Genomic DNA, 25199 nt, shown 5'->3' with positions numbered 1-25199 from the left:
GGCGTCAGACACCAGCACCACACACGGAGGCCTTCGTCGTGATCAACCCGACGCGCCGCTCAACCGTCAACAACGTCCATGGTCACTACAACTAGCGCTTGTCCGCTTCGGGCACCTGCACCGCGAGGAACACCAACGTCCGGTTCAGCCGGAAGCCCAGGTGCTCGTACAGCCGGATCGCGCCGACGTTCGACGCGGCGGCGTGCAGGAACGGCAGCTCCCCGCGCTCACGAATGCCCGCCGCGACCGCGCGGATCAGCCGCGCCGCCAAGCCCTGGCCGCGGAACGCCGGGTCGGTGCAGACCGCGCTGATCTCCGTCCAGCCCGGCGGGTGGAAGCGTTCGCCGGCCATCGCGATGAGGGCGCCGTCGCGGCGGATGCCCAGGTAGGTGCCCAGTGAGATCGTGCGCGGCAGGAACGGGCCGGGCTGCGTGCGGGCGACGAGGTCGAGCATCTCGGGCACGTCGGCCTCGGTGAGGCGGACGGCTTCCGCGTCGGGCGCCACCGTCAGGCCGGTGCCCTCGAGCTGCACGCCCGGCGTTTCCCCGAGCACGGTCCAGCCCGCGGGCGCGGGACCCGTCGCGCCGGCGATCACGGCCGTGGCTCCGGGCCCGGCGAGGTCGCCGACGTCACGCCAGACGTGCTCGTCCGGCTGATCCGGCAGGGCCACGAACGGCGCGACGTCCGCTGGGTAGCGCAGGACCTGGCCCTTCTGCTCGGCCAAGTGCGCGTGCGGTCCGGTCAGCGCTGCCCACACCGGGTTGTCGAGCGGCGACGAGCTCATCCTGCCTGCCATTTCCTAGACTGAGCGACATTCCAGAGTGCGGCGGCGGCCCGGCGATCTGCCACCCGTCCCCACCATCTGAGTCCGCCCGCCCCGAAATTATTCCCGCAGCATTATTCCCGCAGCGCCTCGAACGACTCCTTCAGCGCCGGGTAGTAGTCGTCGAACGACGGGCGGGCGGTGTCGTCGCGCGCGGCGACCAGCAGGTCGAGGTAGTACTCCCAGCCGGGCCCGATCTCGCCGATGCCGTCGGTGCTCGTCAGGTGGTGCACCAGGCGCAGCTCGGTCCCGTCCTCCACTTCGGACACGAGCAGCTCCATCGGCCACCCGCCGGCGTCCTCCATGCCCAGCAACGCCAGCCGCCGCGGTGCCTCACACGCGTCGACGCGCATGTCGATCCACGGCTTGCCCTCCTCGAACACCATCCGCACGCGGACCGTTTTCCCGGGTGCGCCTTCGCCTTCCCACGGTCCGAACCACAGCGCCGTGCGGTGCGGCTGCGTCACGTCAGCCCAAACTCCTTCGGGCGACGTCGCGAACGTGCGGCGCAACACGAGGTCGACCCCGCTGTCGGTGCGCACCAGCTCTGCCATGAGGGGACTCCTTCCGCTTCGAGGACGACAGGCTAGCCGCGAACCGGGCAAATCAGGCCGGAAACTGGCCGGATGGGGTTCTACCGTTCGGACACCACGACGTCGAAAGGATTCCGATGAGCCCCGTCGAGACCAATCAGCCGCTCGGCACGCCGACCTGGATCGACCTGGCCGTGCCCGACCTCGACCGCGCGCGGGCCTTCTACGGCGCCGTCTTCGGCTGGGACTTCGACGGCGGCGACTGTCTCGTGCGCGGCCTCCCCGTCGCCGGCCTGCACCACGCGACCGACCCCACACCCGGCTGGCAGGTCCACCTCGCGACGGACGACTGCGCCGGCACCGCCGAAGCCGTCGCCGCGGCCGGCGGAACGCTGCTGCGCGAACCGCACGACGTCGGGAATCGCGGCCGCGCCACCCTCGCCGTGGACCCGTCCGGCGCCCTCTTCGGTCTGTGGGAGGGCCACGCGTTCCCCGGCGCCCGCCTGGTCAACGAGCCCGACACCCTGGTGCGCAACGATCTCATCACCCCCGCCGCGGCCGACGCGCGCAAGTTCTACTGCACCGTCTTCGGCTTCACGCTCGACGGCAACGACGACCTGCCCGAGGCCGACTTCACCTTCCTGCGCCGCCCCGACGGCCACGAGGTCGGCGGCATTTTCAACCTCCGCGACGCCCCGGCCTCGGCCTCGGCCACCACCTTCGAAGTCGCCGACGCCGACACCTCGGCCACCAAGGTTCGCGACGCAGGCGGCACAGTCGCTTCAGTGGCGGGGACGCCGTACGGGCGGATGGCGACCGTGACGGATCCGTTCGGCACCGGCTTCACGATGATCGCGCGCCCCTGACCAGCTCGCGGCGCACGTGCCCCGGCACCCAGCTCGCGCCGGCCGGACTCGCCCACCCCTGCCGCACGAACGCCACCAGCTCGGCCAGCCCACGATGACCGGTCCCCGGGCGCCACACCAGTGACCACGGGTAACACGGCACCGGATCGACCACTGGAATGCGCTGCAGATCGTGCCGCTCGGGCCACGCGATGCGGATCTTCTCGCCGACGAACGTGAACAGGGTGTGCGACTCCGCCAGCGTGTCGAGTAGCGCTTCGAGCCCGAAGTTCGGCCCGTCCGGGTCGACGTCCACGCCGAACTCCGCCGACAGCTCCGCGTAGAAGCCCTCCCACTCACTGCCGCGCCGGATCCCCGGCACCCACGCGCGATGCTCGGCGACCTCGGCCAGGCGCACCTCCCGCCGCCCGGCCAGCGGATGCCCCGGCCCGACCACGATCTGCAACGGCTCTAGGTACGCGTACGCGTGCTTCAGCCCGTCCGGCGGCTCGCGCAGGTACGTGAACCCGGCATCGACCGCGCCCGCGCGCAGCTCCCGCAACGTCTCGGCCGCGCCGCTGGAAGTGAGCATCTCCATCGGCACCTCGCGGTGCTCGCGGTGGAACTCCCGGAACAGCTCGGCGGCCGCCAGCCGCCGCCCCAGCACGTCCACGCGCAACGGCCGCGTCTCCCGCTGCACCGACTCCACCGCGTCGGCGACCGCGCTCAGCACCGCCTTCGCGCGCGGCAGGAACGTCCGCCCGTCCGCCGTCAGCGACGCCCCCGCCGCGACCCGCTCGAACAGCGCGACACCCAGCTCGCCCTCGAGCCCCGCCACCCGCTTCGACACGGCCTGCTGGCTGATCCCCAGCCGCCCGGCCGCCAGCCGGAACTGCCCCTCCTCCGCGACCGCGACGAAGGCACGGAGTGCTTCGAAGTTCATGCCCTCCAGTGTCGCCTCACCCCGGCGGCGTGACCCGTCCGGCCGTCACCGGTCCGCCAAGGGATAACCCATGCCGGCATCCTCGATCTCGTCCAGGTCGTCCACCGTGAGTCCCCGACCGGTGAACCGCTCGACGGCCACCAGGCCCTTCGCATAACGGTCCCGCCAGTCGTCGAAGTCCAGCCCCTCGACGGCAGCGGTCATTTCCGGATCGGCGCCCAGCGGCCGGCCGAGTTCGTCCGAAGCGAGGAGTTCGCCGTCGCGAGCGAAGGAAAGCCGCGTGACGGCGTTGACGTTCCAGAACATGCTCGCGGCGCGACCGCCTCGCGACAGTTCGGCCAGCACCTCACGCTGCGCGCCCTGAAAGCCGTTCTCTTCGACAGCCAGCACGATTCCGTCCACTTCGGACACTGTCACCCACGGGCCGAACTCGAGGTCGGAGTCGAGCAGGTCTTCGATCGGTTCCGGCTCCTGGATGTCCGCGCCGAACGCCTGCAACACCTCCCGCAGCGTCAACCCGACGACAACGGTCACCGTGGCCGCCTCCGACAGCGCGCTCTGGCAGATCCACCGATACGCCGCCTCGGGCAGGTCGGCCACCGCGGGCTCCGGCTCGCCGCGCAGCCGGTGGCCCAGCCGGTCGGCTCGCGCGTGGACCACAGTCGGCGCCGGCGGCGCTTCCCAGACGACCAGCTCGTAGGACTCGGTCTCGACATCGTCGCGGCCGTACGCGAACACCCGCACCCGCAAGTCACCCGGCCACGGCGGCGTCGCGATCCGGCGGTGGTTGTAGTGCTTCGGTCCCACGAAGGTCGCGTCGCCGAGGCGAGCCGGCCAGCTGACCTCGACGACCTCGTGCCAGCCCTGCGTGTCGATCTTCGCCGGCGGTTCGGCGAGCACCCGCATCCGGACTTCCTGTACCCCGGCTTCCCGCCTGGTCCGCACGAGCACCGCGCCTTCGACGACTTCGACCAGCCCGTTGTCGGCGAATTCCCCAGGCTCGGGGAGCGGCCCCTCGGCCAGCGCGAACACGTGCTCGCGCACCGCCACTTGCATGGAGCCGAAGGCCGGCAACCGGTACTCGACGCGTTTCTTGGCAAGTACCGGTTCCTCGTACACCACCGGCATGCTCCGGCGCCGCAGGAGAACCGACGCCACGCCCAACCCGAGCCCGACCTGCGCCGCGACCTTGTCGCACCCCGCGTCACCCAGCACCGCGGCCGCCGTCACCACGGCCACCGCGAGATACGCCGCCCCGTGCGCCGCGGCGGCTGCCTCTTCGTCTCCCACCGCATCGGCACCCAGCAACCCCGCGATGGCCTCCTCCCCGACCAGCCGCGACACCAGGCCGGCGATCACCTCGGCCGCACCCTGCCGACGAGCTTCGAAGGAGCGGGCTTCGCGCAACGCTTCGGCCTCGGTGGTCAAGGACGCGAAGGCGAACGTCCCGGCGACACCGCCACCCAGCCCCGCCGCGGCCCCCACCACGGGCGGCAACGAGCGCACGGTGAGCTCCAACGCCCCGTGCAAACGTTCCACCAGCCAGCCCGGCAGCTCCCGCAGCGTGCGGATCACATCGGGTTCCGCGGTTCCAGCCCGTGCGCGGTGTTCCTGCCCTCCACGCCACCGGCCGAGCGCGGCCGCCGCCGTCGCCGGAACCGCGGCCGCCACCTGCGGCGCCCGCTCGACGATGGCCTGGACCAAAGCCGGCTCTACCTCGTCTCGGTGAGCTGCCACGGCCGTGCGGTCGGAATCGTTGTGCCCCATGGCGCCCATCCTGCCCGAGAACAGTTCGTGGAGAGGCTTCTTTCTCGAATCCGGCTGAACTCGATTGCGCCGCCGGCCTCCCGACCGCTAAACAGGCATCGTGGACCTCAGCCTCCTCGAAGCGACCGCCGACGACGCCGCCGAATTGCTCGTGCTGCAACGGTGCTGCTGGGTGCAGGAAGCCCTGCTCAACAACACCCTGGAGATCCCCGCGCTGCACGAGACCCTCGACGAGGTCCGCGAGGGGATCCGTACCTGGCGGGTGTGGGTGCTGCGGCAGGGCCCGCGCCTGGTGGGTTCCGTGCGCGGGCGGCTCGAGGACGGCGCCTGGGAGGTCGGCCGCCTGATGGTCGCGCCCGACCTCGCCGGCCGCGGCCTGGGCCGGCGGCTGCTGGAGCACGTGGAGAGCCAGGCGCCCGCGTCGGCGGCCCGCTTCGAGCTCTTCACGGGCGCCGCGAGCAAGCGCAACATCGCGATGTACGAGCGGGCCGGATACCGGTTGACCGACCAGCCCGGCCCGGTCGAGGGCCACATCCGGCACGCGGTTTTCCTGGTCAAGCGCCGGACGTGATCGCTCACCCCGTGTGCAGGTGCGCCGCCAACCGGATCCGCAACCCGCGCACGTCGGCCAGCGCCACCGAGAACGTCTCCGCCGGCCGGTGTCCCGCGGTGTTGTTCCACCGTCCACACGGTCCGGTGACGTAGGTGAACCCGTTACGCGTCAGGGGAACCGACCAGATCTGCCCGCTCCCGCACCCCGCGCCGGAGCCCCGGAACCAGCAATGCCCATCACCACCCCGTTCACACGGGACTCCACCGCCGCCGAGCTGCTCGACGGCATCGATCTCGTCGGGCGCCGGGCCGTCCTCCACATCCTCGTCAACAACGCCGGCATCATGGCCCCACCCGAGCCACACCGAAGCACCGAAGCACCGAAGCACCGAAGCACCGAAGCATTCGACCCGGCCCACGACAACACCCCGCCACGTTCCGGCGTCGCACCCGAAGCCCTCGACCCCGAAGCCGGGAGTCGGGAGTCCCTTATGGACGATCCCCGAACAGCTCATCGCAAGCTAAGGCACCAGCACAACCTTCCCCGGCACATGACCCTCCGCCAGCAACCGCTGCGCGTCAGCCGCCTGTGCCAGCGGGAAAGTCCGCGCCACGCGCACCGAGACTGTGCCCGCCTCGGCCAGTTCGACCAGCGTCAGCAGGTCCCGCTGGTCGAGGCGCGCGAACACCGGAACCGCTCCGGGGAAGGAAAACTCCACAATCGACGCCACCCGCACGCCCGGAGCCGCCAAGTCCGGAGTGGACGAAAGTGCACCCCGGCCGACAGTGTCGAGCACCGCGTCGACGCCAGCTGGAACCAACGCACGAACCCGCGAAGCAAGACCGGAACCATAAGAAACCGGCAACGCGCCCAGTGACCGCAGGTACTCGTGATTGGCCTCCGAAGCCGTCCCGATCACCCGCACCCCACGCGAAACCGCCAGCTGCACCGCGAGCGAACCCACGCCACCTGCGGCCGCGTGCACCAGCAACGTCTCACCCGAGGACAATCCGAGAGCCCGAACCGCCTGCAACGCCGTCAGCCCACCGAGCGGCAACCCGGCCGCCTCGGCCCACGACAGCCGAGAAGGTCTGCGCACCAACGTTCGCACGTCGACGGCCACCTTCTCCGCATACCCGCCGTTGCGGTGTGCGACCTCGCCGCGGATGAACCCGATCACCTCGTCGCCCGGCGAGAACTCGGGCGCCGCCGGCCCTGCGCGTTCCACCACGCCGGCGACGTCCCACCCCGGCACCGCGGGAAAGTACGTCTCCTGGACCTCGGCCAGCGCGCCCGCCTGCAGGCCGAGATCCGCGGGGTTCAAGGCCGCCGCCTTCACCCGCACCAGCACCCCGTCGAGGTTCATCTTCGGATCGGGCAGCTCGACGAGCTCCAGCACCTCCGGACCACCGAACCGGTGGTGCACCACGGCTTTCACGACCGCAGCCCCGCCGGGAGGAAGTCGTTCAGCACGTCGTGGCGCGAGATCTTCCACTCGCCGCCGACGCGGCGCAGGTCGGTGTCGTAGTAGCCGGACTCGATCGGCCGCACAACGTGCTCGGGCAGCGTCTCGAACACCACGAACTGCGCCGACAGGTGCGCGCGCTCGCCGTCGACCTCGATCAAATGGTCCGACGTCACGTGGTGCCCGGTGCCGCCTTCGGGGTGCGGCGGCATGAACTGCTCCACCGCAAACCGCACCCCAGCGCCGCCGATCAGCGGTTCGCCGACAGGCTCGTATGTGCCAGGCCCGGTCCGGACGTGGATCCGGACCTCGGCGTCGTCGGTGAACAGTGCGCCCTGCGCGGCGCCGTCTCGCCGGTCGGTCGCGCGGACATAGCGGGCCAGGACTTCCTGGACCGCGCGTTCGTCACTCACGGAAATGGCCTTTCTCTGGGGGAACGGCTCCAGGGAACCCCCAGGTGACCCGCGGAACGATGACGGTCCGGGCGACGATCATTACCCTGGAGGTATGGATCGCCTGGAGACGCGCGAGCTGGCCTACTTCGTCGCGGTGGCCGAGGAGCTGCACTTCGCCCGCGCCGCCGAGCGGCTCGGCATCGCGGCGCCGCCGCTGTCACGCGCGATCGCCCGCCTCGAGCGGCGCATCGGCGTGCGGCTGTTCGACCGCACGAGCCGCCGCGTCTCCCTCACCGAAGCCGGCAACGTCTTCCTCGCCGAAAGCCGCGCGGCGCTGGCCGCCGTGGACACCGCGGTGCGGCGAGCCCAGCGCGCGGCCCGACCGGCGCGGCTCGTGGTCGCCGTCCGCTCCGGCACCGGCGCGGGGCTGCTGTCCGACCTGCTCGAGGCCTACGCGCACCGCCCCGCCGCCGCGCCGGTCGAGCTGCTGTTCACCACCGACCAGACCCAGGCGCTGCGCGAAGGAGCCGCCGACGTCGCCCTGCTCTGCGCGTCCGCCGACGCCACCGGGCTCACGACCACGGAGCTGGCCGTCGAGTCGCCGGTCGCGCTCCTGCCCGTGTCCCACCCGCTCGCGACACGCGCGGCCGTCCCCATCGAGGAGCTGCGCCGGGTCGACGCCTACCGCGCGACGTGCCCGCCGGTGTCACTCGACGAGATCGTCGACCGCGTCGCGCTCGGCCAGCTCGTGGTGGTCGTCGGCGAGAGCGCCGCGAGCCGGATCGGCGACGCCGTGGTGGCCGTTCCGGTCGTCGGGCAGGCCGGCACCACGCTGGTTCTGGGCCGCGCCGCGGGCACACCGACGCCGGATCTGAAGGCCTTCGAGCGCACCGCGAAAGACGTCGCCGCGCGCCGCCTCGCCACCGCTGGCACCGCGTAGCCCGCACCGCCGAAGATCACCCCACATCCTCCGGACCTGCGCTTATGCACGTTCGTCGCGAAATCCTTGACTTCAAATTGAGCAAGTGATTTAGTCAATTCACTCGCAGAACGGAGTCACCGATGACCGAAGCGCACCCGAAACACGGGCTGTCCGAACAGCTCGTGGACGGGCTGCTGGAGCTGATCGCCGACGAGCGACTGGCGCCGGGCGACAGCCTGCCCACCGTGCGCGTGCTGGCCGAGCGGTTCTCCGTGACCACGCCGACGATCCGGGAAGCGCTGCGCCGGCTGCAGACCACCGACGCGGTGCGCATGCGCCACGGCTCGGGCATCTACGTGGGCGACGGCATCCACCGCACGCTCATGCCGAACCCGAACTCCGCGCCGATGAAGGACGAGCTGATCCTCCAGCTCGTCGACGCCAGGCTCACGATCGAGCCCGGCATCGCGGCGCTGACCGCCCTCAACCGCAGCGAGGAAAGCCTGCAGCGCCTGGAGCTCGCGCTCGACACGGCCAAGCGCGACAAGACCGACCACCGGCCGCACCTGAACTTCCACCGCGAGCTCGCCGGCGGTTCGGGCAACCAGGTGCTCTTCGAGGTCGTCGATTCACTGCTCGCCGCGCGTGGCCGGGAGCAGAAAGCCCTGCGCGCCCTCATCGAGGACCGCCGGCGCGACTACGAGGAGCACCTCGCCATCTTCGACGCCGTGCGCTCCGGCGACGCGGCCGCCGCGGAGGAACACACCCGCCACCACCTCGAACAACTCCGCACCGAAGTGGCCCGCCAGCTCGGGCGGGCCGAATGACCGGGAAAGACACCATGCCGATCGCACCACGTTCACACCGCCTCGCCGACCTCACCTGGCCCGAGATCGACGACCTGCGCCCGCACGCCCCCGTGGCGATCGTGCCGCTCGGAGCCACCGAGCAGCACGGCCACGGGCTCGCGCAGCGTACCGACACCACCCGGGCCGAAGTCGTCGCAGACCTTGTGGCGCAACACCTTTCGCCGAAGGTCGTGGTGACGCCGGTGATCCCCGTCGGGGTCTCCGAGCACCACATGGCCTTCCCCGGCACGCTCACGCTGTCGCCGATCACGCTGCAGCAGGTGATCGTGGAACTCGTCACCAGCCTGCACCGCCACGGCTGGCGCAAGGTCTACGTGCTCACCGGCCACGGCGGCAACAACGCCACGGTCGAGGTCGCCGTCACGCGGCTGCGCACCGACCTGCCCGACCTGCACATCGCGTGGAGCGGGATCACACCCGTGGTCTCGGACCTCGTGTCGAAGCTGTCCGAAAGCCGGATCGGCGGCCACTCCAGCGAAATCGAGACCTCGCAGGCGATGTTCGCCGACCCGGACCTCGTGCTCCCCGAGCGGCTCACCCCCGGCAGCTCCACCTTCGACGACCTCGACCAGGCGGGCAAGCTCAGCCGCTCGCGGCCGGGGATCCACTTTCCACAGTCCTATCACGACCTGAGCAAGACCGGCACGCTCGGCGACGCCACCAAGTCGTCCGTCGAGATCGGTGCTCGGCTGGTGGAAGCCACCGTCGAGCGCATCAGCGGCTTCCTGCAGGAGTTCCTCGACCTGCCGGAACGCCAGTCCGCCCCCACCCTCACCAGCTTTCCCCAGGAGACGCCATGACCGCCCCGACCCGACGCCGTCTCGGAGTGGCCACCCTCGTGCTCGCGGCCGGCCTCACGCTGACCGCCTGCGGTGGCAGCGACGACCAGGCCGCCAACCCGCTCGGCACCGCCACGCCCGGCAAGGTCCACTTCGCCTTCCGCTCCGACGACAAGCCGACGTCGTTCATCGACGGCGGCAAGCCCGCCGGCTTCCTCATCGAGCTCACTCAGGCGATGGCGCAGAAGATGAACTTGACCGCCGACTACACGGCGACCGACTTCGCGAGCATGCTGCCCAACATCCGCAACCACAAGTACGACTCCGCCGCGTTCGGCACGCTCGTCACGCCGCCGCGCCAGGAGGTCACCGACTTCACCACCGCGGTGAACTACGGGCAGGCGCAGCTGATCTCCCGCAAGAGCGCGCCACTGGCCACTGTGGACGCCTCAGGCGGCAAGACCATCGCGATCACCCGCGGCAGCGAGCTGATCCCGCTCGTGAAGAAGCGCGTGCCGACCGTGACGGTCAAGGAGTTCCCGAACATCGCGGCCAGCTCCAACGCGCTCACGGCCGGCCAGGTCGACGGGCTGTTCACCGGCGTCGCGACCACGAACGACCTCCTGGAGAAGCACCCGGACTACCAGGCCTCGCCGGCGATCACCAGCGGCATGACCGCGTTCCCCGTGGCCAAGGACAAGCCCGAGCTGAAGAAAGCGCTCGACGACGCGCTCAAGGCCGTGATCGCCGACGGCACGTACACGAAGCTGTTCGACAAGTGGAACCCCAAGGGCGTCGCGATCCCGTCGGACATGCTCAAGGCCTACCCCGGCATGCAGCAGCGCCCCGGCGTCACCGCCGCCGACGGGTCCTGAAAGGACAGCGCCATGGACGGTCTGAAACAAATCTGGGACACGTTCTTCGACCTCGACCTCATCGGCAGCACGCTCCCCACGCTGCTGAAGGAGGGGCTGCTGAACACACTGTTCCTCACCGTGCTCGCGAGCGCGATCGGCCTCGTGGTCGGCATCTTCCTCGCCAGCGGCCTGATGTCGCGCTTCCGGGTGCTGCGCCTGCCGTGCCGCTGGTACGTCGACATCCTGCGCGGCCTGCCCCACATCCTGAGCATCTACCTCATCGGCCAGGGTCTGCCGCTGGCCGGGCTCACGATGTTCGGCAACTGGACCTACGGCTACGCGGCGCTCGCGATCGGGCTCATGGAAGGCGCTTACATGGCGGAGATCTTCCGCTCGGGCTTCCAGAGCGTCGACAAGGGCATCGTCGAAGCGTCGCGCAGCCTCGGGATGTCGCACACGAAAACCATGCGGCTCATCGTGATCCCGATCGGTTTCCGCCGCGTGCTGCCGGCGCTCACCGGCCAGTTCATCCTGGTCATCAAGAGCACGGCGCTGGTCTACCTGCTCGGCCTCGCCGCCGGGCAGCGGGAGATGTTCGCGATCGCCCAGGACACGTCCACCAACAACGCTTCGCTTTCGCCGCTGGTCGCCGCGGGCCTGTTCTACCTCGCGATCACCGTGCCGCTCACCTACGTGGTGAACAAGTGGGACAAGCGGATGCGCGAAGGCCGGCCCGCCGCGGCGACCGCGCCGGCGGCCGTGCGTACCGAGGAGGCACTGGTATGACACAGGCGAGCACCACGGCGGCCGACGCCGTGACCACCGGATCCCGTGAAAACCCGGGTACCACCGTGCGCTACGAGCACATCGACAAGACCTTCGGCAACACCCCGGTGCTGCACGACATCGTGCTCGAAGCCCCGGGCGGCACCACCACGTGCATCATCGGCCCGTCGGGCTCCGGCAAGTCGACGCTGCTGCGCTGCACCAACCTGCTGGAGATCCCGACGGCCGGGCGCATCTTCATCGGGGAGGAGGCCATCACCGACAAGGGCGCGGACGTCGACCGCATCCGCACCCGCGTCGGCATGGTGTTCCAGAACTTCCACCTGTTCCCGCACCACACGGTGCTCGACAACGTGACGCTCGCCCAGCAGCAGGTGCTCGGCGTGTCTCGCGACGAAGCTGTGGAGACCGCGCGGGCGAACCTCGCGGCGGTCGGGCTCGCGGCGTACGAGAACCGCCGGCCCTCCCAGCTCTCGGGCGGCCAGCAGCAGCGCGTGGCCATCGCGCGGTCGCTGGCGATGAACCCCGAGGTGATGTTGTTCGACGAAGCGACGTCCGCACTCGACCCCGAGCTCGTGAAAGGCGTGCTCGCCGTGATGCGCGACCTGGCTTCCCGCGGCATGACGATGATCGTGGTGACGCACGAGATGCGCTTCGCCCGTGAAGTCGCCGAGCAGGTCGTGTTCCTCGACCAAGGACGGCTCGTGGAAGCCGCCCACCCCACCGAGTTCTTCGAGTCCCCCCGCAGTGACCGGCTCCGGTCCTTCCTCGACGAGGTGCTCTGAATGAGATTCGCCAAGCTCGCCGCCGTCGCCGCGCTTGCGCTGACCGCCACGGCGGTCGTGCCGCAGACCGCGTCCGCGACCCCGTCCGTGCGCAACTACCCCAGGGTTTCGACGGGCTGCACCGCGCACTCGACCTCCCTGCCGCTCGGGCAGACGGTCACGCAGACGATCACCTCCGGCGGGCTTTCCCGCGACTACCTGATCCACCTGCCCGCGAACTACCAGCCCGGCCACCCGAAGCCCGTGGTCATGGCGTTCCACGGCCGCAAGGGCGACGGCAGCGACATCGAAGAGTTCTCCGGCATCGACGGCCTCGACACCATCGCCGTCTACCCGGTGGGCGCCAAGGGTCTCGACGACCAGCGCGCCTGGCAGAGCGCCCCGTACGCCGCGGAAGGCGTCGACGACGTCCGCTTCGTCGGCGACCTGCTCGACCACCTGCAGGCGACGCTCTGCGTGGACCCGCTGCGCATCTTCGCCACCGGCAAGTCCAACGGCGCCGGTTTCGTGTCGCTGCTGGCCTGCCGGCTGCCGATGCGCATCGCCGCCTTCGCCACGATCGCCGGTGCGTTCTACCCCGGCACCACGGTGGGCTGCTCGTCGAGCGTGCCCGCCCCGATCGTCGACTTCCACGGCACGGCCGACCCGACGATCGAGTACAACGGCGGCACCAGCCACAGCGAGCCCATCCCCTACCTCATGGACTGGGCCCAGAACTGGGCCAACCACAACCACTGCGCCGCGACACCCGTCGAGACCCCGATCGGCTCCGACGTGATCCAGTTCTCCTGGCAGAACTGCGCAGTGAACGCGTCGGTCACCCACTACCGCATCCTCGGTGCCGGCCACACCTGGCCCGGCGAACTCGTGGACAGCGGCCCGGGCTCGGCGACGCAGACGGTGAAGGCCCAGGACGTGATCTGGAGCTTCTTCAACGCCCACACACTGGGTTCCGGTCTGTTCTGAGTTGTCTGCGTCGGCTCCGCCGACGCGCGACGCCGGCTCGCTGGGGTGGTGGCCAGGCCGCCACCCCAGCGAAGGCTTACTCCTCCATCAGCTCCTGCACCATCGGCGCCACGCGCGTGCCGTAAAGCTCGATGTTGCGCAGCACCGAGCCGCGCGGCAGGCCGGCCAGCCCGTACTTGAGGTCGAACCGCGTGGCCCCCACCGTCTTGAGCGACGCGGCGATCTTGCGCGCTACCGTCTCCGGCGAGCCGACGTGCCAAGCACCACGTTCGGAGACCTCCTCCAGGAACTGCTCCCGCGACGGCGGCCGGAACCCCCGCTCGCGCGCGACGCGGGTGAGCACGTCGACGTAGTGCGGGTACAGCTCCTCCAGCGCGTCCTCGTCGCTGTCGGCGATGTGGCCGGGCATGTGCAGCCCGATCGCCTTCTGCGGTTTGTCCAGGCGCCGGCGCACGTCGCGGAACAGGTCCGCGAACGGCTTGAACCGCGCGGCCGGGCCGCCGATGATCGCGAGCATCAGCGACATCCCGTACTTCGCCGTCCGCAGCACGGACTCAGGGCTGCCACCGACGCCGATCCACGCGGGGATCGGACCCGTCTCCGTGTGCGGCACCACTTCCTGCCCGCTCAACGAGGGCCGCAGCCGGCCGGACCACGTCACGGGCTTCTCCTCCAGCAGGCGGGAGAACAGGTCCACCTTCTCGTCGAACAGCTCGTCGTAGTCGCCCAGGTCGTAGCCGAACAGCGGGAACGACTCGGTGCTCGACCCGCGCCCCAGGATCACCTCCGCCCGCCCGTGCGAGAGCGCGTCGAGCGTCGAGTAGCGCTGGAAGACGCGCACCGGGTCGTCGGAGCTCAGCACCGTGACGGCAGAGCCCAGCCGGATGCGCGACGTGCGCGCCGCCACGGCCGCCAGCACCACGTCGGGCGCCGAAAGCGGCATGTCCACCGTGTGGTGCTCGCCGATGCCGAAGAAGTCGAGGCCCACGTGGTCGGCGAGCACGCCGTGCTCGACCAGGCCGCGGATGGTCTCGGCGTGGCTGACGGGCGTGCCGCCGTCGTCGGAAAGCACGTCCCCGAACGTGTCGAGTCCGAGGGTGACCGAATACTTCGTCATGCCCCGATGTTGTAACCAGCGCGGCAACCGCACCTCGCCACGCGCTGGGTACCCACGCGAGGGGACGGCAGCGGACGCGCCACCGGAGGAGAATCAACGGCATGAGCGAGCAGCGCAACACCGAGCTCGGGGACTTCTTGCGCGCCCGCAGGGCGGCGCTGACGCCCGCGGACACCGGGGTTCCGACCTACGGCACCCCGCGCCGCGTCCCCGGGCTGCGGCGGGAAGAGGTCGCGCAGCTCGCCGGCGTGAGCGTGAACTACTACACCCGCATCGAGCAGGGTGAGAGCCACCAGATGTCCGACTCGGTGATGGAGGCCATCGCCAACGCGCTGCGCCTCGACGACAGCGAGCGGATGCACCTGCTGCGCCTGGCCTGGCCCGCCCAGGTGATGCGGCGGGAGGCCGGTCCGGAAATGGTGCGTGACTCGGTTCTCGCGCTGGTCGAGAGCAACATCGACCAGGCGGCGATCATCGTCGGCCGGCGGACCGACCTGCTGGGCGGCAACCGGCTCGGTTTCGCGTTGCTCGGCATCGACCGCGACGCGCGGCCCAACCTGACCAAGCACATGTTCCTCGAGCCCGCCATGCGCGATCTCGTCGTCGATTGGGAGCGCCAGGCCCACAACGCGGCCTCTTACCTGCGGATGACCACCGGCGAGCAGACCGACGACCCGAAGATGGCCGAGCTGATCGGCGAGCTGAGCATCCAGAGCCCCGAGTTCGCGCGGATCTGGGCGTCGCACCCCGTGGCGGAGTGCCTGCACTCGGTGCGCGAGTACGACCACCCGCTCGTCGGGCGGCTCACCCTCAACGAGGAGAGCCTGCGGATGCCCGACGACTCCGGTCAGCGCATCATTTTCTCCGGCGCCGAACCCGGTTCGCCGTCGGCCGAGCGCCTGAAGCTGCTCGACTCGCTGGTGTCCTAGAGTTCGTCGAAGACCAGGACCGTGTGCGTCGAGAGCACGTCCTTCATCGCCTGAAGCCGTTCGAAGACCAGGTCGCGCAGGCTGTCGGCGTCGCTCGTGCGCACGAACAGGATGAGGTCGTTGTCCCCCGAGACGAGCCCGCCGTGCTCGATCTCGGGGATGCTCTTGAGCGCCGCGCTCACGGTGCGCCACGAGTTCTGCGTGACCTTGAGGTAGACGTACGCCGCGAGCCCCTGCCCCATCCGGCGCGGATCGGTCACGGCGGCGTACCCGGTGATCACCCCTTCGCGGTGCAGCCTCTCCACCCGCGTGTAACAGCCCGCTCGCGAAATGTGCACGCGCTCGGCCAGCGCGCGCATCGACGCGCGCCCGTCGGCCTTCAGCTCGGCGATGAGTTTCAGGTCGACCTCGTCCAGGGCCGCCGCCATTCGTCCACCCGGCTCGGACATCCCCGCACCTCCCGAAGCCAATTATCCGGCTCTTCTCGGTCGGATGAGCCATTGTTCCACACTTGCCGTCGATACCTGGAACCCTGATCGGCACGGAGCGAAGATCGGCGTTAGACGTCTTCCCCTGTCCCCGTCGATCGGAGCTGCCGGTGACCACCACGGAACGCACCGCCGCGTCGTTCTTCCTCCCGAGCGACGAGCCCCTGGGCCTCATCACCGCCGACGGCGCGCCCGTCGCCGACGCCGCCCTGGAGATGCCTGCCGACGACGTGCTGCTGCGCCTGCACCGTGCGATGGTGTCGGGCCGCCGCTTCGACGCGCAGGCCACCGCCCTCACCAAGCAGGGCCGCCTCGCCGTGTACCCGTCCGCGCGCGGCCAGGAGGCCGGCGAGATCGGCTCGATCCTCGCGCTGCGTCCGCAGGACTGGCTCTTCCCGACCTACCGCGACTCGATGGCGGTCGTCGCGCGCGGCGTCGACCCGGTCGAGGTCCTCACGCTGCTGCGCGGCGACTGGCACTGCGGCTACGACCCGTACAGCGCCAACGTCGCGCCCCAGTGCACGCCGCTGGCCACGAACACGCTGCACGCTGTCGGGTTCGCGCACGCCGCCAAGACCAAGGGCGAAGACACCGTCGCGCTCGTGCTGCTCGGCGACGGCGCCACCAGCGAAGGCGACACCCACGAGGCGCTGAACTTCGCGGCCGTGTGGCAGTCGCCGGTGGTGTTCCTGGTGCAGAACAACGGTTACGCCATCAGCGTCCCGCTCTCGAAGCAGACCGCGGCGCCGTCGCTCGCGCACAAGGGCGTGGGCTACGGCATGCCGTCGGTGCTGGTGGACGGCAACGACGCGGCCGCCGTGCACGCCGTGGTGGAGCAGGCCGTCGCGCGCGCCGCTGCGGGTGGTGGGCCGACGTTGATCGAGGCCCTCACCTACCGCATCGAATCGCACACCAACGCCGACGACGCCTCCCGCTACCGCGACCGCGCCGAGGTCGAGACCTGGCTCACCCGCGACCCGATCGCCCGGCTCGAGCGTTACCTCACCGACCGCGGCCTGCTCGACGACTCGGCGCGCGAAGAGATCGCCGCGCGCGCCGAGGCCGAAGCCGCGTCGCTGCGCGAGCGCATGAACGTGGACACCGTGCTCGACCCGGCGGACCTGTTCCGCCACGTGTACGCCGAGCCCACGGCCGCGCTGCGCCGTCAGGCCGAAGACCTCACCGCCGAACTCTCCTTCGGAGCCGAAGAATGACCGTGACGTGCGAGTCCACTTCGGACGCTGACGTCGAGCCGGACACCGTCACCATGGCGGGCGCACTCAACCGCGCTCTCGCCGACGCGCTGGCCGAGGACGAGCGCGTGCTCGTGTTCGGGGAGGACGTCGGCACACTCGGTGGCGTCTTCCGCGTCACCGACGGGCTCGCCGCCCGCTTCGGCGAGGCGCGTGTGTTCGACACCCCGCTCGCCGAGTCGGGCATCGTCGGCACGGCCATCGGCATGGCGATGAACGGCCTGCGGCCCGTGGTGGAGATGCAGTTCGACGCGTTCGCCTACCCCGCGTTCGAGCAGATCACCAGCCACCTCGCCAAGCTGCGCAACCGCACACGCGGCGCCGTCGAGCTGCCCATCGTGATCCGGATCCCCTACGGCGGTGGCATCGGCGGCGTCGAGCACCACTGCGACTCCTCCGAGGTCTACTACACGCACACGGCCGGCCTGCGCGTCGTCACGCCGGCTTCACCCGCCGACGCCTACGCGCTGCTGCGCCAGGCGATCGACAGCCCGGACCCGGTGATCTTCCTGGAGCCCAAGCGGCGCTACTGGGAGAAGGAGAGGGTGCGGCTGGACCACCGATCGTCCACTCTGGACCGCGCGGTCGTCCGGCGCCCGGGCACCGACGTCACGCTGATCTCCTACGGTGGCGCCCTCGGCACCACGCTCGAAGCCGCCGCGGCGGCCGAGGAAGAGGGCTATAGCGCCGAGGTGATCGACCTGCGCAGCCTCGCGCCGTTCGACCTCGAGACGGTTGCCGCTTCGGTCCGGCGCACCGGGCGTGCGGTCGTGGTGCACGAGGCGAGCCGCTTCTGCGGCTATGGCGCCGAGGTCGCGGCCCAGCTGTCGGAGACGTGCTTCCACCATCTGGAGGCGCCCGTGCTGCGCGTCGGCGGGTTCGACATCCCGTATCCCGCCCCGAACCTGGAGAAGCACCACCTGCCGAACGTCGACCGAATGCTCGACGCGATCGAGCGGCTGCAGTGGGACGACGCGGCCCCGCTCGCGGGCGGAGGTGCGTGATGGCCGTCTTCAAGCTGCCCGACCTGGGCGAGGGCCTGACGGAGGCCGAGATCGTCGCGTGGCACGTGACGGTGGGCGACACCGTGACCGTCGACCAGACGGTGGTGGAGGTCGAGACGGCCAAGGCGAGTGTCGAGGTGCCGGTGCCCTTCGCGGGCCGCGTCGCGACGCTGCACGGCGCGGCGGGCGACGTGCTGACCGTCGGCAGTCCGCTGATCACGGTGGAGGAGGCGCCGGCGTTTCTCGAGCCTGGAGTGGTGACGCCTACGGGAAGTACTTCCACGGAGGGCAGTGGCAATGTCCTGATCGGGTACGGCACCGGCACGGCTCAGGCGCGGCGAACCCGTCGTGCGCGCGGCACGCGGCGTCCCGAGGCTGCCGTGGTGTCCGCGCCGCGGCCGGTGAACGAGCGCGTGCGCGTGGTGTCACCGCTGGTGCGGCAGCTCGCCAAACAGTCCGGTGTGGACATTCACGCGCTCGCCGGTTCGGGTACCGACGGGATCATCAGCCGGGCCGACGTCGAGCGAGCGATCGCGGGGACCGTCGAGCCTGTTGTTCCTGCCGCCGCTGATGAACGCCGGATCCCGTTGCGCGGCGTCCGCAAGACCGTCGCCGACAAGCTCACCCGCTCGCGCCGCGAGATCCCCGAGGCCACGGTGTGGGTCGACGTCGACGCGACGGCCCTGCTCGAAATCCGCGCCGCTCTCAACGCCGACGCCACCGCCCCGAAGATCAGCCTGCTCGCGTTGCTGGCCAAGTTCACCGTCGAAGGCCTTCGGCGTTTCCCCGAGCTCAACGCGCACCTCGACGGCGACGAGATCGTGATCCCCTCGGCCGTGCACCTCGGGTTCGCCGCGCAGACCGACCGCGGCCTCGTGGTCCCCGTCGTGCCCGGTGCGCACGCCCTGTCCGTGGAACAGCTCTCCGGCGCTCTCGCCGAACGCACCGAGCGCGCCCGCTCCGGCTCGCTCGCCCCCGCCGAGCTCACGGGCGGCACGTTCACCATCAACAACTACGGCGTGTTCGGCGTCGACGGTTCCGCCGCCATCATCAACCACCCCGAGGTCGCGATCCTCGGGATCGGCCGCATCATCGACCGTCCGTGGATCGTCGACGGCCAGGTCGTGCCGCGCAAGATCACCGAGCTGACGCTGGCGTTCGACCACCGCGTCTGCGACGGCGGCACGGCGGGCGGGTTCCTGCGGTTCATCGCGGACTGCGTGGAATCACCGCTGCGGCTCCTGCGCGGCCTGTAGCCGTTCCCCAGGCGAACGTGATCTCACCGAACTCGATCTCACTGAGGTCGATCGACACCAGCAACGGCTCCAGGACCGGCTTGCCGTCCTCGCCGACCGGGTGGACGCGACGCTTGGTCGGGACCACGATGCCGTCGACCGCGCAGTGCGCCGACGAGTAGTGCGCCGCGAGGCCGCCGGCGACCACTTCGGCGTCGTAGTCGTGGCGGCGGATGAGGCCGTCGGCGTCGAAGTAGAACGTCTGCACCTTGTTGTGCGTGGTGAGGTCGTCGGGAAACTCCACGCGCAGGCGGCGCCACGTCTCGCCGTCCTCCTGCCACGGCTCGAGCTCCTCGGCGCGGAAGCCGGGGCGCGTGAGCGTGAACGGCGTGGTCAGGTAGGTCCACATCGCGTAGCCCGCGAAGTACGGCCACCGCCGGATCTCGCGGCACCTCGACCTGACCCGGATGCGCGTGCTGGGCACCGTCGCGGCGCGCCAACCCGTGCGGCCGAACGCGATCGCCGCCGAGCTGGGGCTGACGGCGTCGGCGACCAGCCGGCACCTGGCCGCGCTGGCGCGGGCCGGGCAGATCGCGATGGAGCCGGACCCACGCCGTCTGAAGCCGGTCCCATTGCGACTCCGGCGTGTGGCCGGCGAAGGACGCGCGGGTGTTGTCGCGCTCCTCCACGACCTCGCCGGCCTCGTTCTCGATCGCCACGTGCTCACCGCGGAACGCCGTGCGTAGCCCGGGCCCGCCGAACGACCCGCTGGTCAGCGGGCCCGGGCCGGCAGCTACCGAAGGGTCACTCGACGCCGAGCATGACCTCGGTCGGCTTCACCAGCGCGGTCACCGGCTTGCCAACCTCGAGTTCCAGCTCCTCGGTGGCGTCCTTGGTGATCGAGGCGGTGACGGACTGGCCGCCGTCGAGCTGGACCGTGACCACGGTCATGACCGCGCCGGACTTCACGGCCGACACGGTGCCGACGAGCTGGTTGCGGGTTGACAGGCGCATGTGGACAGTCCTTTGTGCGGTGTGTGGAAGTGCGACAACGCCGCCACGGTAACCCTTTTCCTCCGGTTCCGCCGCCGCTCGGATCACCCGTCGAACCGGCCTGCGGCACCACTCATCCCCTTGACCCCGCACTTGCACGCCCACCGCCTCTGCCGAGCAGCACCCGCGATCCCCGGTGATTTTCACCGCTCGCGTGTCGCGCTAGGTTTACCGGCGTGGAACTGCGCACCCGGGACGCCCGCCGCCTGGCCATCAGCAGCCAGCACCTCGACGGACCGGGAGCACGCGGCGTCGGCGAGGTCCTGAACACGCTGCGGTGCCTGCAACTCGACCCGATCACCGTGGTCGCGCACAGCCACCACCTGGTGCTGCGCAGCCGGTTGCGCACCTACGACCCCGCGGAACTCAACACCCTGCTCTGGGACGAGCGCCGGCTGTTCGAGTACTGGGCACACGCCGCGTCGATCGTGCTCACCGAGGACTACCCGCTGCACCAGGCGCTGATGCGCGGCTACCCGGCCGGGAAGTCGGCGTACGGGCGCCGGGTCGCGGAGTTCCTCCACGGCAACGGCGCCTTGCGCGAGCACGTCCTCGACCGGCTCCGTGACTCCGGCCCCCTGCCGGCCGGCGCGTTCGAGGACCGCTCGGCCGTCGGATGGGTCTCGGGCGGCTGGACGACCGGGCGCAACGTCGAGCGCATGCTCGACGTCCTGTGGTTCCGCGGCGAGATCATGGTCGCGTCGCGAACCGGCGGGAAACGCCTGTGGGACTTGACTTCCCGCTGTCTGCCCGCCGGCCTCGATCGCGCACCCCTGACCGAGACCGAGATCGTCACGCGCTCCGCGGAACACGCGTTGCGCGCCCTCGGCGTCGCGCGGCGAGCCGACATCGAGCAGCATTTCGTCCGCAACCGCTACCCCGGGCTGACGGAGGTGCTGGCGACACTCGTCGAGGCCGGCCGCGTGGTGCCCGTGACTCTGGAGAAGGACCCCACGCCGTGGTACGTCCACGCTGACCGGCTGCCGCTGCTGACAGCCATCATCGCCGGCGACTGGACGCCGCGCACGACGTTGCTCTCGCCGTTCGACAACCTCATCTGCGACCGCGCCCGCGCGCAACGGTTGTGGGACTTCGAGTTCCGCACGGAGATGTATGTGCCGAAGGCCAAGCGCCGCTACGGCTACTACGTGCTGCCCATCCTCCACGGCGACCGTCTGATCGGCCGCGTCGCCCCGCGAGCGGATCGCCGCCGCGGGGTGCTCGAACTCGAAGGCGTCTACGCCGAACCCGGCGCACCGGCCCGCGCGGGTACCGCCGTCCGGCGCGCGATCGCGGAACTCGCGGCGTTCACCGGCACCGAACGCGTCGAGTATTCCGGTGCCGTACCCGAACCGTGGCGGGCGGCGCTGATCAGGAATTGACGTTTTCCTTGCGCGACTTGATCATGCGCACAACACGCGGTCCGTCGTACGGTAAAGCTTAGCTTTGACAAGCATTACCGAGAGAAAGGACCACCCGCCATGTGGGCAACCCCTCACCGTTGCGCTGCTGATCGGCTTCTTCGCCGAACCTGACGCTGGACCGGACGGGGGCCGCGATCGTGTTCCTCGTGCTCGCGGCGGCCACGATCGCCACCACGGTGGTGCTGCGCAGGAACAAAGCCGCCTGAGTCAGGCGCGCACGGGCTTGCCCGGCAACGCGTCGGGCACGATGGAGCCGGCGCGGACCACCGGGGTGCCGTTCACGAACACGTGCTCGATCCCCACCGAGGGCCGCGTTCCGTCCACATAGGACGCCTGGTCGGCGATCCTCGCGGGGTCGAAGACCACCACGTCGGCGTCGCTGCCGGCGCGCAGGCGGCCCTTGCGCCGCAGGGCGGGCACGGCTTCGTCCAGGACCTGCGCCGGCAGCAGCGAGCAGCGCGCGACCGCCTCGGACAACGTCAGCTTTCCGCTTTCGCGGTAGAGCCGGCGGATGGCGCGCGAGAACGTGCCCGCGCCACGCGGATGGCCGAGTGCGCCCGGCGGCAGCGGCCACGTCAGGGGGTCCGGCCGCCCACCTGTCCAGGTCAGCGGCATGGCGTCGCTCGCGATGGCGGTGCCTTCGAAGAGCAGGGCGCGTTCCAGCGCCGGGTCATCCTCGTCGAGGAAGTGCAGCAGCGCGAGCGCGCCCGGCGTGCTCGCACGGACCTCGGCGAGGCGCGCGGCGTCCGCGATGCGCTCCCCCGTGCCGACGAGCACGAGCGAGTCGGGCCGGATGCCTTGGCGCGCCAGGACTTCCGGGGCCAGGAAGGCCGCGCCGATGGCCGTCGAGCCGGCACCGTAGGGATAGGCCTCGGTCGTCACCTCGGCGCCTTCCATCCGGCAGCGCTCCACGAGCCCGAGCACGCGGTCGACCTGGCGCCCCGACGTGCTGTTCACGTGGCAGTAGTGCAGGTGCACGCCGGTCTGCCCCGCGACGCGCGCGATCTCCTCGGCGCCGTCGACGGGCACGTCCGGGTCGGCTTCCACGAGCGGGCGCGCGTGCGTGAACGCGGGCCGCCCGGCCTCGGCGGCCAGCTCCGCCACGGCGACGAACTCGGCCGGGTCGAGGTGCGGCGCGTAACCGGCGAGCACGCCGATGCCCAGCGCGCCGTCGGCCAGGTCCCGGGACAGGTGCTCGAAGATCCGCGCGTGCTCGGCCGTCGACGCCTCGGCGCGCCACGCGGGCACGCCCAGGTGCGTGAGCACCGTGTCGGGCGGGCCGTCGAGCGGCGCGCCCGCGAGCACAGCCATGCGCGCCAGCGCCCACGACGTCGAGTAGCCGTAGTTGATCGGCCGGCCCTCGGCCGCGGCCCGCGCGTACGCCGCGCCGACCGGTGTGATGCCGGCCTCCAGCTCCAGCGCCGTGGTGACGCCGTCGAGCGCCTGCAGCCGCTGCTCGGGAATCGCCTGGCCGTGGCTGTGCAGATCGACGAACCCCGGCGCGACGACGAGGCCGGTCGCGTCGATCGTCTGCTCGCCGCGAAGCGGTGTTGCGGACACCACACTTACGGTGCCACCGGTGATCCCGACGTCAGCCACCGCGTCGAAGCCGCTCTCCGGGTCGAGCACGCGTCCACCGCTGATCACGAGCGGAAAGCTGTCCTGTGAAGTGGTCACGATTCGCTCCTGGGAGTGGGCGACGGCACGCACAAGGTACTGCTGATTCACCCGGCCGTGGGAATGACCCTCACCCCCGGTTTGTTGACACGTCCGCAGAGCTGAGACTAAATTGCGGACGCGTCATCAAACACCTCTGGATCAAGCCCTGACCAGTGCGACTGACCCGATGACCGCCCCCTCGAACCAGGAAAGTCGGACATGACCAAGATTGCGATCATCCTCGGCAGCACCCGTCCGGGCCGCAACGGCGAAGCCGTGGCGAAGTGGGCCCTCGACATCGCGAAGCAGCGCGGCACCGCCGAGTACGAGCTCCTCGACCTCCTCGACTACGAGCTCCCGCACCTCGACGAGCCGCTGCCGCCGGCCATGGGCCAGTACGCGCAGGCACACACCAAGCGCTGGGCCGAGAAGATCGCCGAGTTCGACGGCTACGTTTTCGTGACCGCGGAGTACAACCACGCCATCCCGGGCCCACTGAAGAACGCCATCGACTTCCTGGCCGCCGAGTGGAACAACAAGGCTGCCGGCTTCGTCGGTTACGGTTCCGTCGGCGCCGTCCGCGCGGTGGAGCAGCTGCGCCTCGTCCTGAGCAACCTGCAGGTCGCCCACGTGACGAGCCAGGTCGCGCTGTCGCTGTTCACCGACTTCGAGAACATGTCGACGTTCAAGCCGGCCGAGATGCACACCGGCTACCTCAACACCACGCTCGACCAGGTCGAGGCGTGGAGCAAGGCGCTCGCCACCCTTCGCAACGCCTGAGTCCCGTGTTTGACCTCCCCGCAGCCGGGTAGCCGGTGAGCAGCCGACAAGGGAGGCGACACGATGAACGACAAGGCCGAGAACAAGGCGGAAGAGCTCAAGGGCCGAGCCAAGGAGGCCGTCGGCGACGCCACCGGTAACGAGCAGTGGCAAGCCGAAGGCAAGTCGGAGCAGGGTAAGAGCAACTTGAAGCAGGCCGCCGACAAGGTCAAGGACGCCGTGAAGGGCGTCAAGGACTGAGTTCGGGAAAACCCAGGGTCACGTGACCCTGGGTTTTCTTGCGCCCACCGTACTTGCGCATCACGCAGACTTTGCGTGATGCGCAAACTTACGATAGCTTGGGAGCATGACCGAACGACCGAGCCTGCGCGAACGGCGCCGCCAGGAGACGCGCTCCGCGATCTCCTGGGCCGCGATCCGGCTCGCCGTCGAACGCGGTCTGGCGCACGTGACCATCGAGGACATCGCCACCGAGGCCGGCGTTTCGCCGCGCACCGTGAACAACTACTTCTCCAGCAAGGCCGAGGCCATCGCGGCCCGGCACCACGACCGCGTCCAGGGCATCGCCGACCTGCTGCGCACGCGGCCGGCCGACGAACCGCTGTGGACCGCCATCACCGAAGCCGCGCTCGCCCGGTTCGAGGCCGACGGCGCCGACCGCGCCGAGCGCACCCCGGATCCACTGTGGACGCAGGGTGTGCAGCTGATGGTGGCCGAACCCGCGTTGCAGGGCGAGTTCCAGAAGGCCAATGTGGCGGCCGAGATCGCACTCGCGCAGGCGATCGCCGACCGAACCGGCACCGACGTCGACCACGACCTCTACCCCGTGCTCGTCGCCACCGCCGCCGGCGGCGCGATCCGCGCGGCGACGGTCCACTGGCTGCAAGCCGAACCACCCGTTTCCTTCGGCTCGGTGCTGCGCGCCGCTTTGGGCGCGGTAACCGTCTCACTTCCCTGATCTCCCAGCTG

Annotated in this window: 30 protein-coding genes; 18 read left to right on the top strand and 12 right to left on the bottom strand. The window is 70.5% G+C overall.

All coding sequences use genetic code 11. The features are described 5' to 3' along the window. Window positions 1-91: 91 nt before the first annotated feature. Both AB0383_RS27050 and AB0383_RS27045 read right to left on the bottom strand, forming a co-directional pair. Window positions 92-796: a GNAT family N-acetyltransferase gene (locus AB0383_RS27050; RefSeq protein WP_366188855.1), complete on the bottom strand. Its 705-nt coding sequence runs from the start codon at window positions 794-796 to the stop codon at window positions 92-94. Window positions 797-897: 101 nt separating this feature from the next. Continuing rightward, on the bottom strand, window positions 898-1377 hold the full coding sequence (locus AB0383_RS27045; protein WP_366188854.1) for an SRPBCC family protein: 480 nt from the start codon (window positions 1375-1377) through the stop codon (window positions 898-900). A 116-nt stretch (window positions 1378-1493) separates the two neighbouring features. Here AB0383_RS27045 and AB0383_RS27040 point away from each other — a divergent pair, with 116 nt between their 5' ends. Next, complete coding sequence (locus tag AB0383_RS27040) at window positions 1494-2222, top strand: VOC family protein (RefSeq protein WP_366188853.1); 729 nt, start codon at window positions 1494-1496, stop codon at window positions 2220-2222. Here AB0383_RS27040 and AB0383_RS27035 read toward each other — a convergent pair. Further along, window positions 2200-3144 carry a LysR family transcriptional regulator gene (locus tag AB0383_RS27035; RefSeq protein WP_366188852.1) on the bottom strand — a complete coding sequence of 315 codons (945 nt, stop codon included), beginning with the start codon at window positions 3142-3144 and terminating at the stop codon, window positions 2200-2202. The two genes, AB0383_RS27040 and AB0383_RS27035, sit on opposite strands and share 23 nt — an antisense overlap. Window positions 3145-3189: 45 nt before the next feature. Continuing rightward, a complete protein-coding gene (locus AB0383_RS27030) occupies window positions 3190-4911 on the bottom strand; it encodes a DUF6461 domain-containing protein (RefSeq protein WP_366188851.1) in 1722 nt (573 codons plus the stop codon). A gap of 100 nt (window positions 4912-5011) precedes the next feature. Between AB0383_RS27030 and AB0383_RS27025 the strand changes: the two genes are divergently transcribed. Further along, window positions 5012-5482, top strand: coding sequence for a GNAT family N-acetyltransferase (locus AB0383_RS27025; protein ID WP_364181241.1), 471 nt, complete (start codon window positions 5012-5014; stop codon window positions 5480-5482). Window positions 5483-5486: 4 nt separating this feature from the next. Here AB0383_RS27025 and AB0383_RS27020 read toward each other — a convergent pair whose 3' ends face one another. From AB0383_RS27020 to AB0383_RS27010, 3 genes are all read right to left on the bottom strand, one after another. Further along, window positions 5487-5882 (bottom strand): hypothetical protein, encoded by a 396-nt coding sequence (locus AB0383_RS27020; protein WP_366188850.1) that lies wholly within the window; start codon window positions 5880-5882, stop codon window positions 5487-5489. 102 nt (window positions 5883-5984) lie between these two features. Beyond that, a complete protein-coding gene (locus AB0383_RS27015) occupies window positions 5985-6902 on the bottom strand; it encodes an NADP-dependent oxidoreductase (RefSeq protein ID WP_366188849.1) in 918 nt (305 codons plus the stop codon). Continuing rightward, entirely contained in the window at window positions 6899-7342 is a 444-nt protein-coding gene (locus tag AB0383_RS27010) for a nuclear transport factor 2 family protein (RefSeq protein ID WP_366188848.1), read from the bottom strand. The genes AB0383_RS27015 and AB0383_RS27010 overlap by 4 nt, the downstream gene beginning before the upstream one ends. Window positions 7343-7436: 94 nt before the next feature. Between AB0383_RS27010 and AB0383_RS27005 the strand changes: the two genes are divergently transcribed. From AB0383_RS27005 to AB0383_RS26975, 7 genes are all read left to right on the top strand, one after another. Beyond that, window positions 7437-8264: a LysR family transcriptional regulator gene (locus tag AB0383_RS27005; RefSeq protein ID WP_366188847.1), complete on the top strand. Its 828-nt coding sequence runs from the start codon at window positions 7437-7439 to the stop codon at window positions 8262-8264. 122 nt (window positions 8265-8386) lie between these two features. Next, on the top strand, window positions 8387-9073 hold the full coding sequence (locus AB0383_RS27000; RefSeq protein WP_364181252.1) for an FCD domain-containing protein: 687 nt from the start codon (window positions 8387-8389) through the stop codon (window positions 9071-9073). Further along, entirely contained in the window at window positions 9070-9915 is an 846-nt protein-coding gene (locus AB0383_RS26995; protein ID WP_366188846.1) for a creatininase family protein, read from the top strand. Before AB0383_RS27000 ends, AB0383_RS26995 begins: the two co-directional genes overlap by 4 nt. Beyond that, window positions 9912-10769 (top strand): transporter substrate-binding domain-containing protein, encoded by an 858-nt coding sequence (locus AB0383_RS26990; RefSeq protein ID WP_285973110.1) that lies wholly within the window; start codon window positions 9912-9914, stop codon window positions 10767-10769. Before AB0383_RS26995 ends, AB0383_RS26990 begins: the two co-directional genes overlap by 4 nt. 12 nt (window positions 10770-10781) lie before the next feature. After that, entirely contained in the window at window positions 10782-11537 is a 756-nt protein-coding gene (locus tag AB0383_RS26985) for an amino acid ABC transporter permease (protein ID WP_285973109.1), read from the top strand. Then, the gene (locus AB0383_RS26980; RefSeq protein ID WP_366188845.1) at window positions 11534-12322 is read left to right on the top strand and encodes an amino acid ABC transporter ATP-binding protein; all 789 of its coding nucleotides are present in this window, start codon (window positions 11534-11536) and stop codon (window positions 12320-12322) included. Before AB0383_RS26985 ends, AB0383_RS26980 begins: the two co-directional genes overlap by 4 nt. Continuing rightward, the gene (locus AB0383_RS26975; RefSeq protein WP_364181262.1) at window positions 12323-13288 is read left to right on the top strand and encodes a PHB depolymerase family esterase; all 966 of its coding nucleotides are present in this window, start codon (window positions 12323-12325) and stop codon (window positions 13286-13288) included. It abuts the gene before it with no gap. Between the two features lie 76 nt (window positions 13289-13364). Here AB0383_RS26975 and AB0383_RS26970 read toward each other — a convergent pair whose 3' ends face one another. Continuing rightward, the gene (locus AB0383_RS26970) at window positions 13365-14405 is read right to left on the bottom strand and encodes an Atu2307/SP_0267 family LLM class monooxygenase (protein ID WP_366188844.1); all 1041 of its coding nucleotides are present in this window, start codon (window positions 14403-14405) and stop codon (window positions 13365-13367) included. 101 nt (window positions 14406-14506) lie between these two features. On the opposite strand from AB0383_RS26970, the gene AB0383_RS26965 reads away from it, so the two are divergent. Further along, entirely contained in the window at window positions 14507-15334 is an 828-nt protein-coding gene (locus AB0383_RS26965) for a helix-turn-helix transcriptional regulator (protein WP_366188843.1), read from the top strand. Here the strand turns inward: AB0383_RS26965 and AB0383_RS26960 are convergent. After that, a complete protein-coding gene (locus AB0383_RS26960; protein ID WP_255638377.1) occupies window positions 15331-15783 on the bottom strand; it encodes an Lrp/AsnC family transcriptional regulator in 453 nt (150 codons plus the stop codon). The two genes, AB0383_RS26965 and AB0383_RS26960, sit on opposite strands and share 4 nt — an antisense overlap. 149 nt (window positions 15784-15932) lie before the next feature. Between AB0383_RS26960 and pdhA the strand changes: the two genes are divergently transcribed. From pdhA to AB0383_RS26945, 3 genes are read left to right on the top strand one after another with little or no spacing between them, the layout of a single operon-like run. Further along, the gene (pdhA, locus tag AB0383_RS26955) at window positions 15933-17036 is read left to right on the top strand and encodes a pyruvate dehydrogenase (acetyl-transferring) E1 component subunit alpha (protein WP_366188842.1); all 1104 of its coding nucleotides are present in this window, start codon (window positions 15933-15935) and stop codon (window positions 17034-17036) included. Next, window positions 17033-18079: an alpha-ketoacid dehydrogenase subunit beta gene (locus AB0383_RS26950; protein WP_366188841.1), complete on the top strand. Its 1047-nt coding sequence runs from the start codon at window positions 17033-17035 to the stop codon at window positions 18077-18079. Before pdhA ends, AB0383_RS26950 begins: the two co-directional genes overlap by 4 nt. After that, window positions 18079-19335 (top strand): dihydrolipoamide acetyltransferase family protein, encoded by a 1257-nt coding sequence (locus tag AB0383_RS26945; protein WP_366188840.1) that lies wholly within the window; start codon window positions 18079-18081, stop codon window positions 19333-19335. The genes AB0383_RS26950 and AB0383_RS26945 overlap by 1 nt, the downstream gene beginning before the upstream one ends. Here AB0383_RS26945 and AB0383_RS26940 read toward each other — a convergent pair. Next, on the bottom strand, window positions 19286-19798 hold the full coding sequence (locus AB0383_RS26940) for a hypothetical protein (protein ID WP_366188839.1): 513 nt from the start codon (window positions 19796-19798) through the stop codon (window positions 19286-19288). The genes AB0383_RS26945 and AB0383_RS26940 overlap by 50 nt on opposite strands. Between AB0383_RS26940 and AB0383_RS26935 the strand changes: the two genes are divergently transcribed. Next, window positions 19782-20060, top strand: coding sequence for a helix-turn-helix domain-containing protein (locus AB0383_RS26935; RefSeq protein WP_366188838.1), 279 nt, complete (start codon window positions 19782-19784; stop codon window positions 20058-20060). The genes AB0383_RS26940 and AB0383_RS26935 overlap by 17 nt on opposite strands. Before the next feature lie 58 nt (window positions 20061-20118). On the opposite strand, the gene AB0383_RS26930 is transcribed toward AB0383_RS26935, so the two are convergent. Then, window positions 20119-20328: a TOBE domain-containing protein gene (locus AB0383_RS26930; RefSeq protein WP_364181281.1), complete on the bottom strand. Its 210-nt coding sequence runs from the start codon at window positions 20326-20328 to the stop codon at window positions 20119-20121. Between the two features lie 215 nt (window positions 20329-20543). Between AB0383_RS26930 and AB0383_RS26925 the strand changes: the two genes are divergently transcribed. After that, a complete protein-coding gene (locus AB0383_RS26925; RefSeq protein WP_366188837.1) occupies window positions 20544-21749 on the top strand; it encodes a crosslink repair DNA glycosylase YcaQ family protein in 1206 nt (401 codons plus the stop codon). Between the two features lie 249 nt (window positions 21750-21998). Here AB0383_RS26925 and AB0383_RS26920 read toward each other — a convergent pair whose 3' ends face one another. Next, the gene (locus AB0383_RS26920; protein WP_366188836.1) at window positions 21999-23501 is read right to left on the bottom strand and encodes an amidohydrolase family protein; all 1503 of its coding nucleotides are present in this window, start codon (window positions 23499-23501) and stop codon (window positions 21999-22001) included. 168 nt (window positions 23502-23669) lie between these two features. On the opposite strand from AB0383_RS26920, the gene AB0383_RS26915 reads away from it, so the two are divergent. From AB0383_RS26915 to AB0383_RS26905, 3 genes are all read left to right on the top strand, one after another. Continuing rightward, window positions 23670-24230 carry an NAD(P)H-dependent oxidoreductase gene (locus AB0383_RS26915; protein WP_364181290.1) on the top strand — a complete coding sequence of 187 codons (561 nt, stop codon included), beginning with the start codon at window positions 23670-23672 and terminating at the stop codon, window positions 24228-24230. A gap of 63 nt (window positions 24231-24293) precedes the next feature. Next, the gene (locus AB0383_RS26910; RefSeq protein WP_364181293.1) at window positions 24294-24470 is read left to right on the top strand and encodes a CsbD family protein; all 177 of its coding nucleotides are present in this window, start codon (window positions 24294-24296) and stop codon (window positions 24468-24470) included. 106 nt (window positions 24471-24576) lie between these two features. Further along, window positions 24577-25188, top strand: a complete 612-nt coding sequence (locus AB0383_RS26905; protein WP_366188835.1) for a TetR family transcriptional regulator — start codon at window positions 24577-24579, stop codon at window positions 25186-25188. Window positions 25189-25199: the final 11 nt, after the last annotated feature.

This window comes from Amycolatopsis sp. NPDC051373, assembly GCF_040689465.1.
Taxonomy (GTDB): domain Bacteria; phylum Actinomycetota; class Actinomycetes; order Mycobacteriales; family Pseudonocardiaceae; genus Amycolatopsis.
Note: the sequence above shows the minus strand (reverse complement) of the source record. Positions and strands in the feature narration are given on the sequence as shown.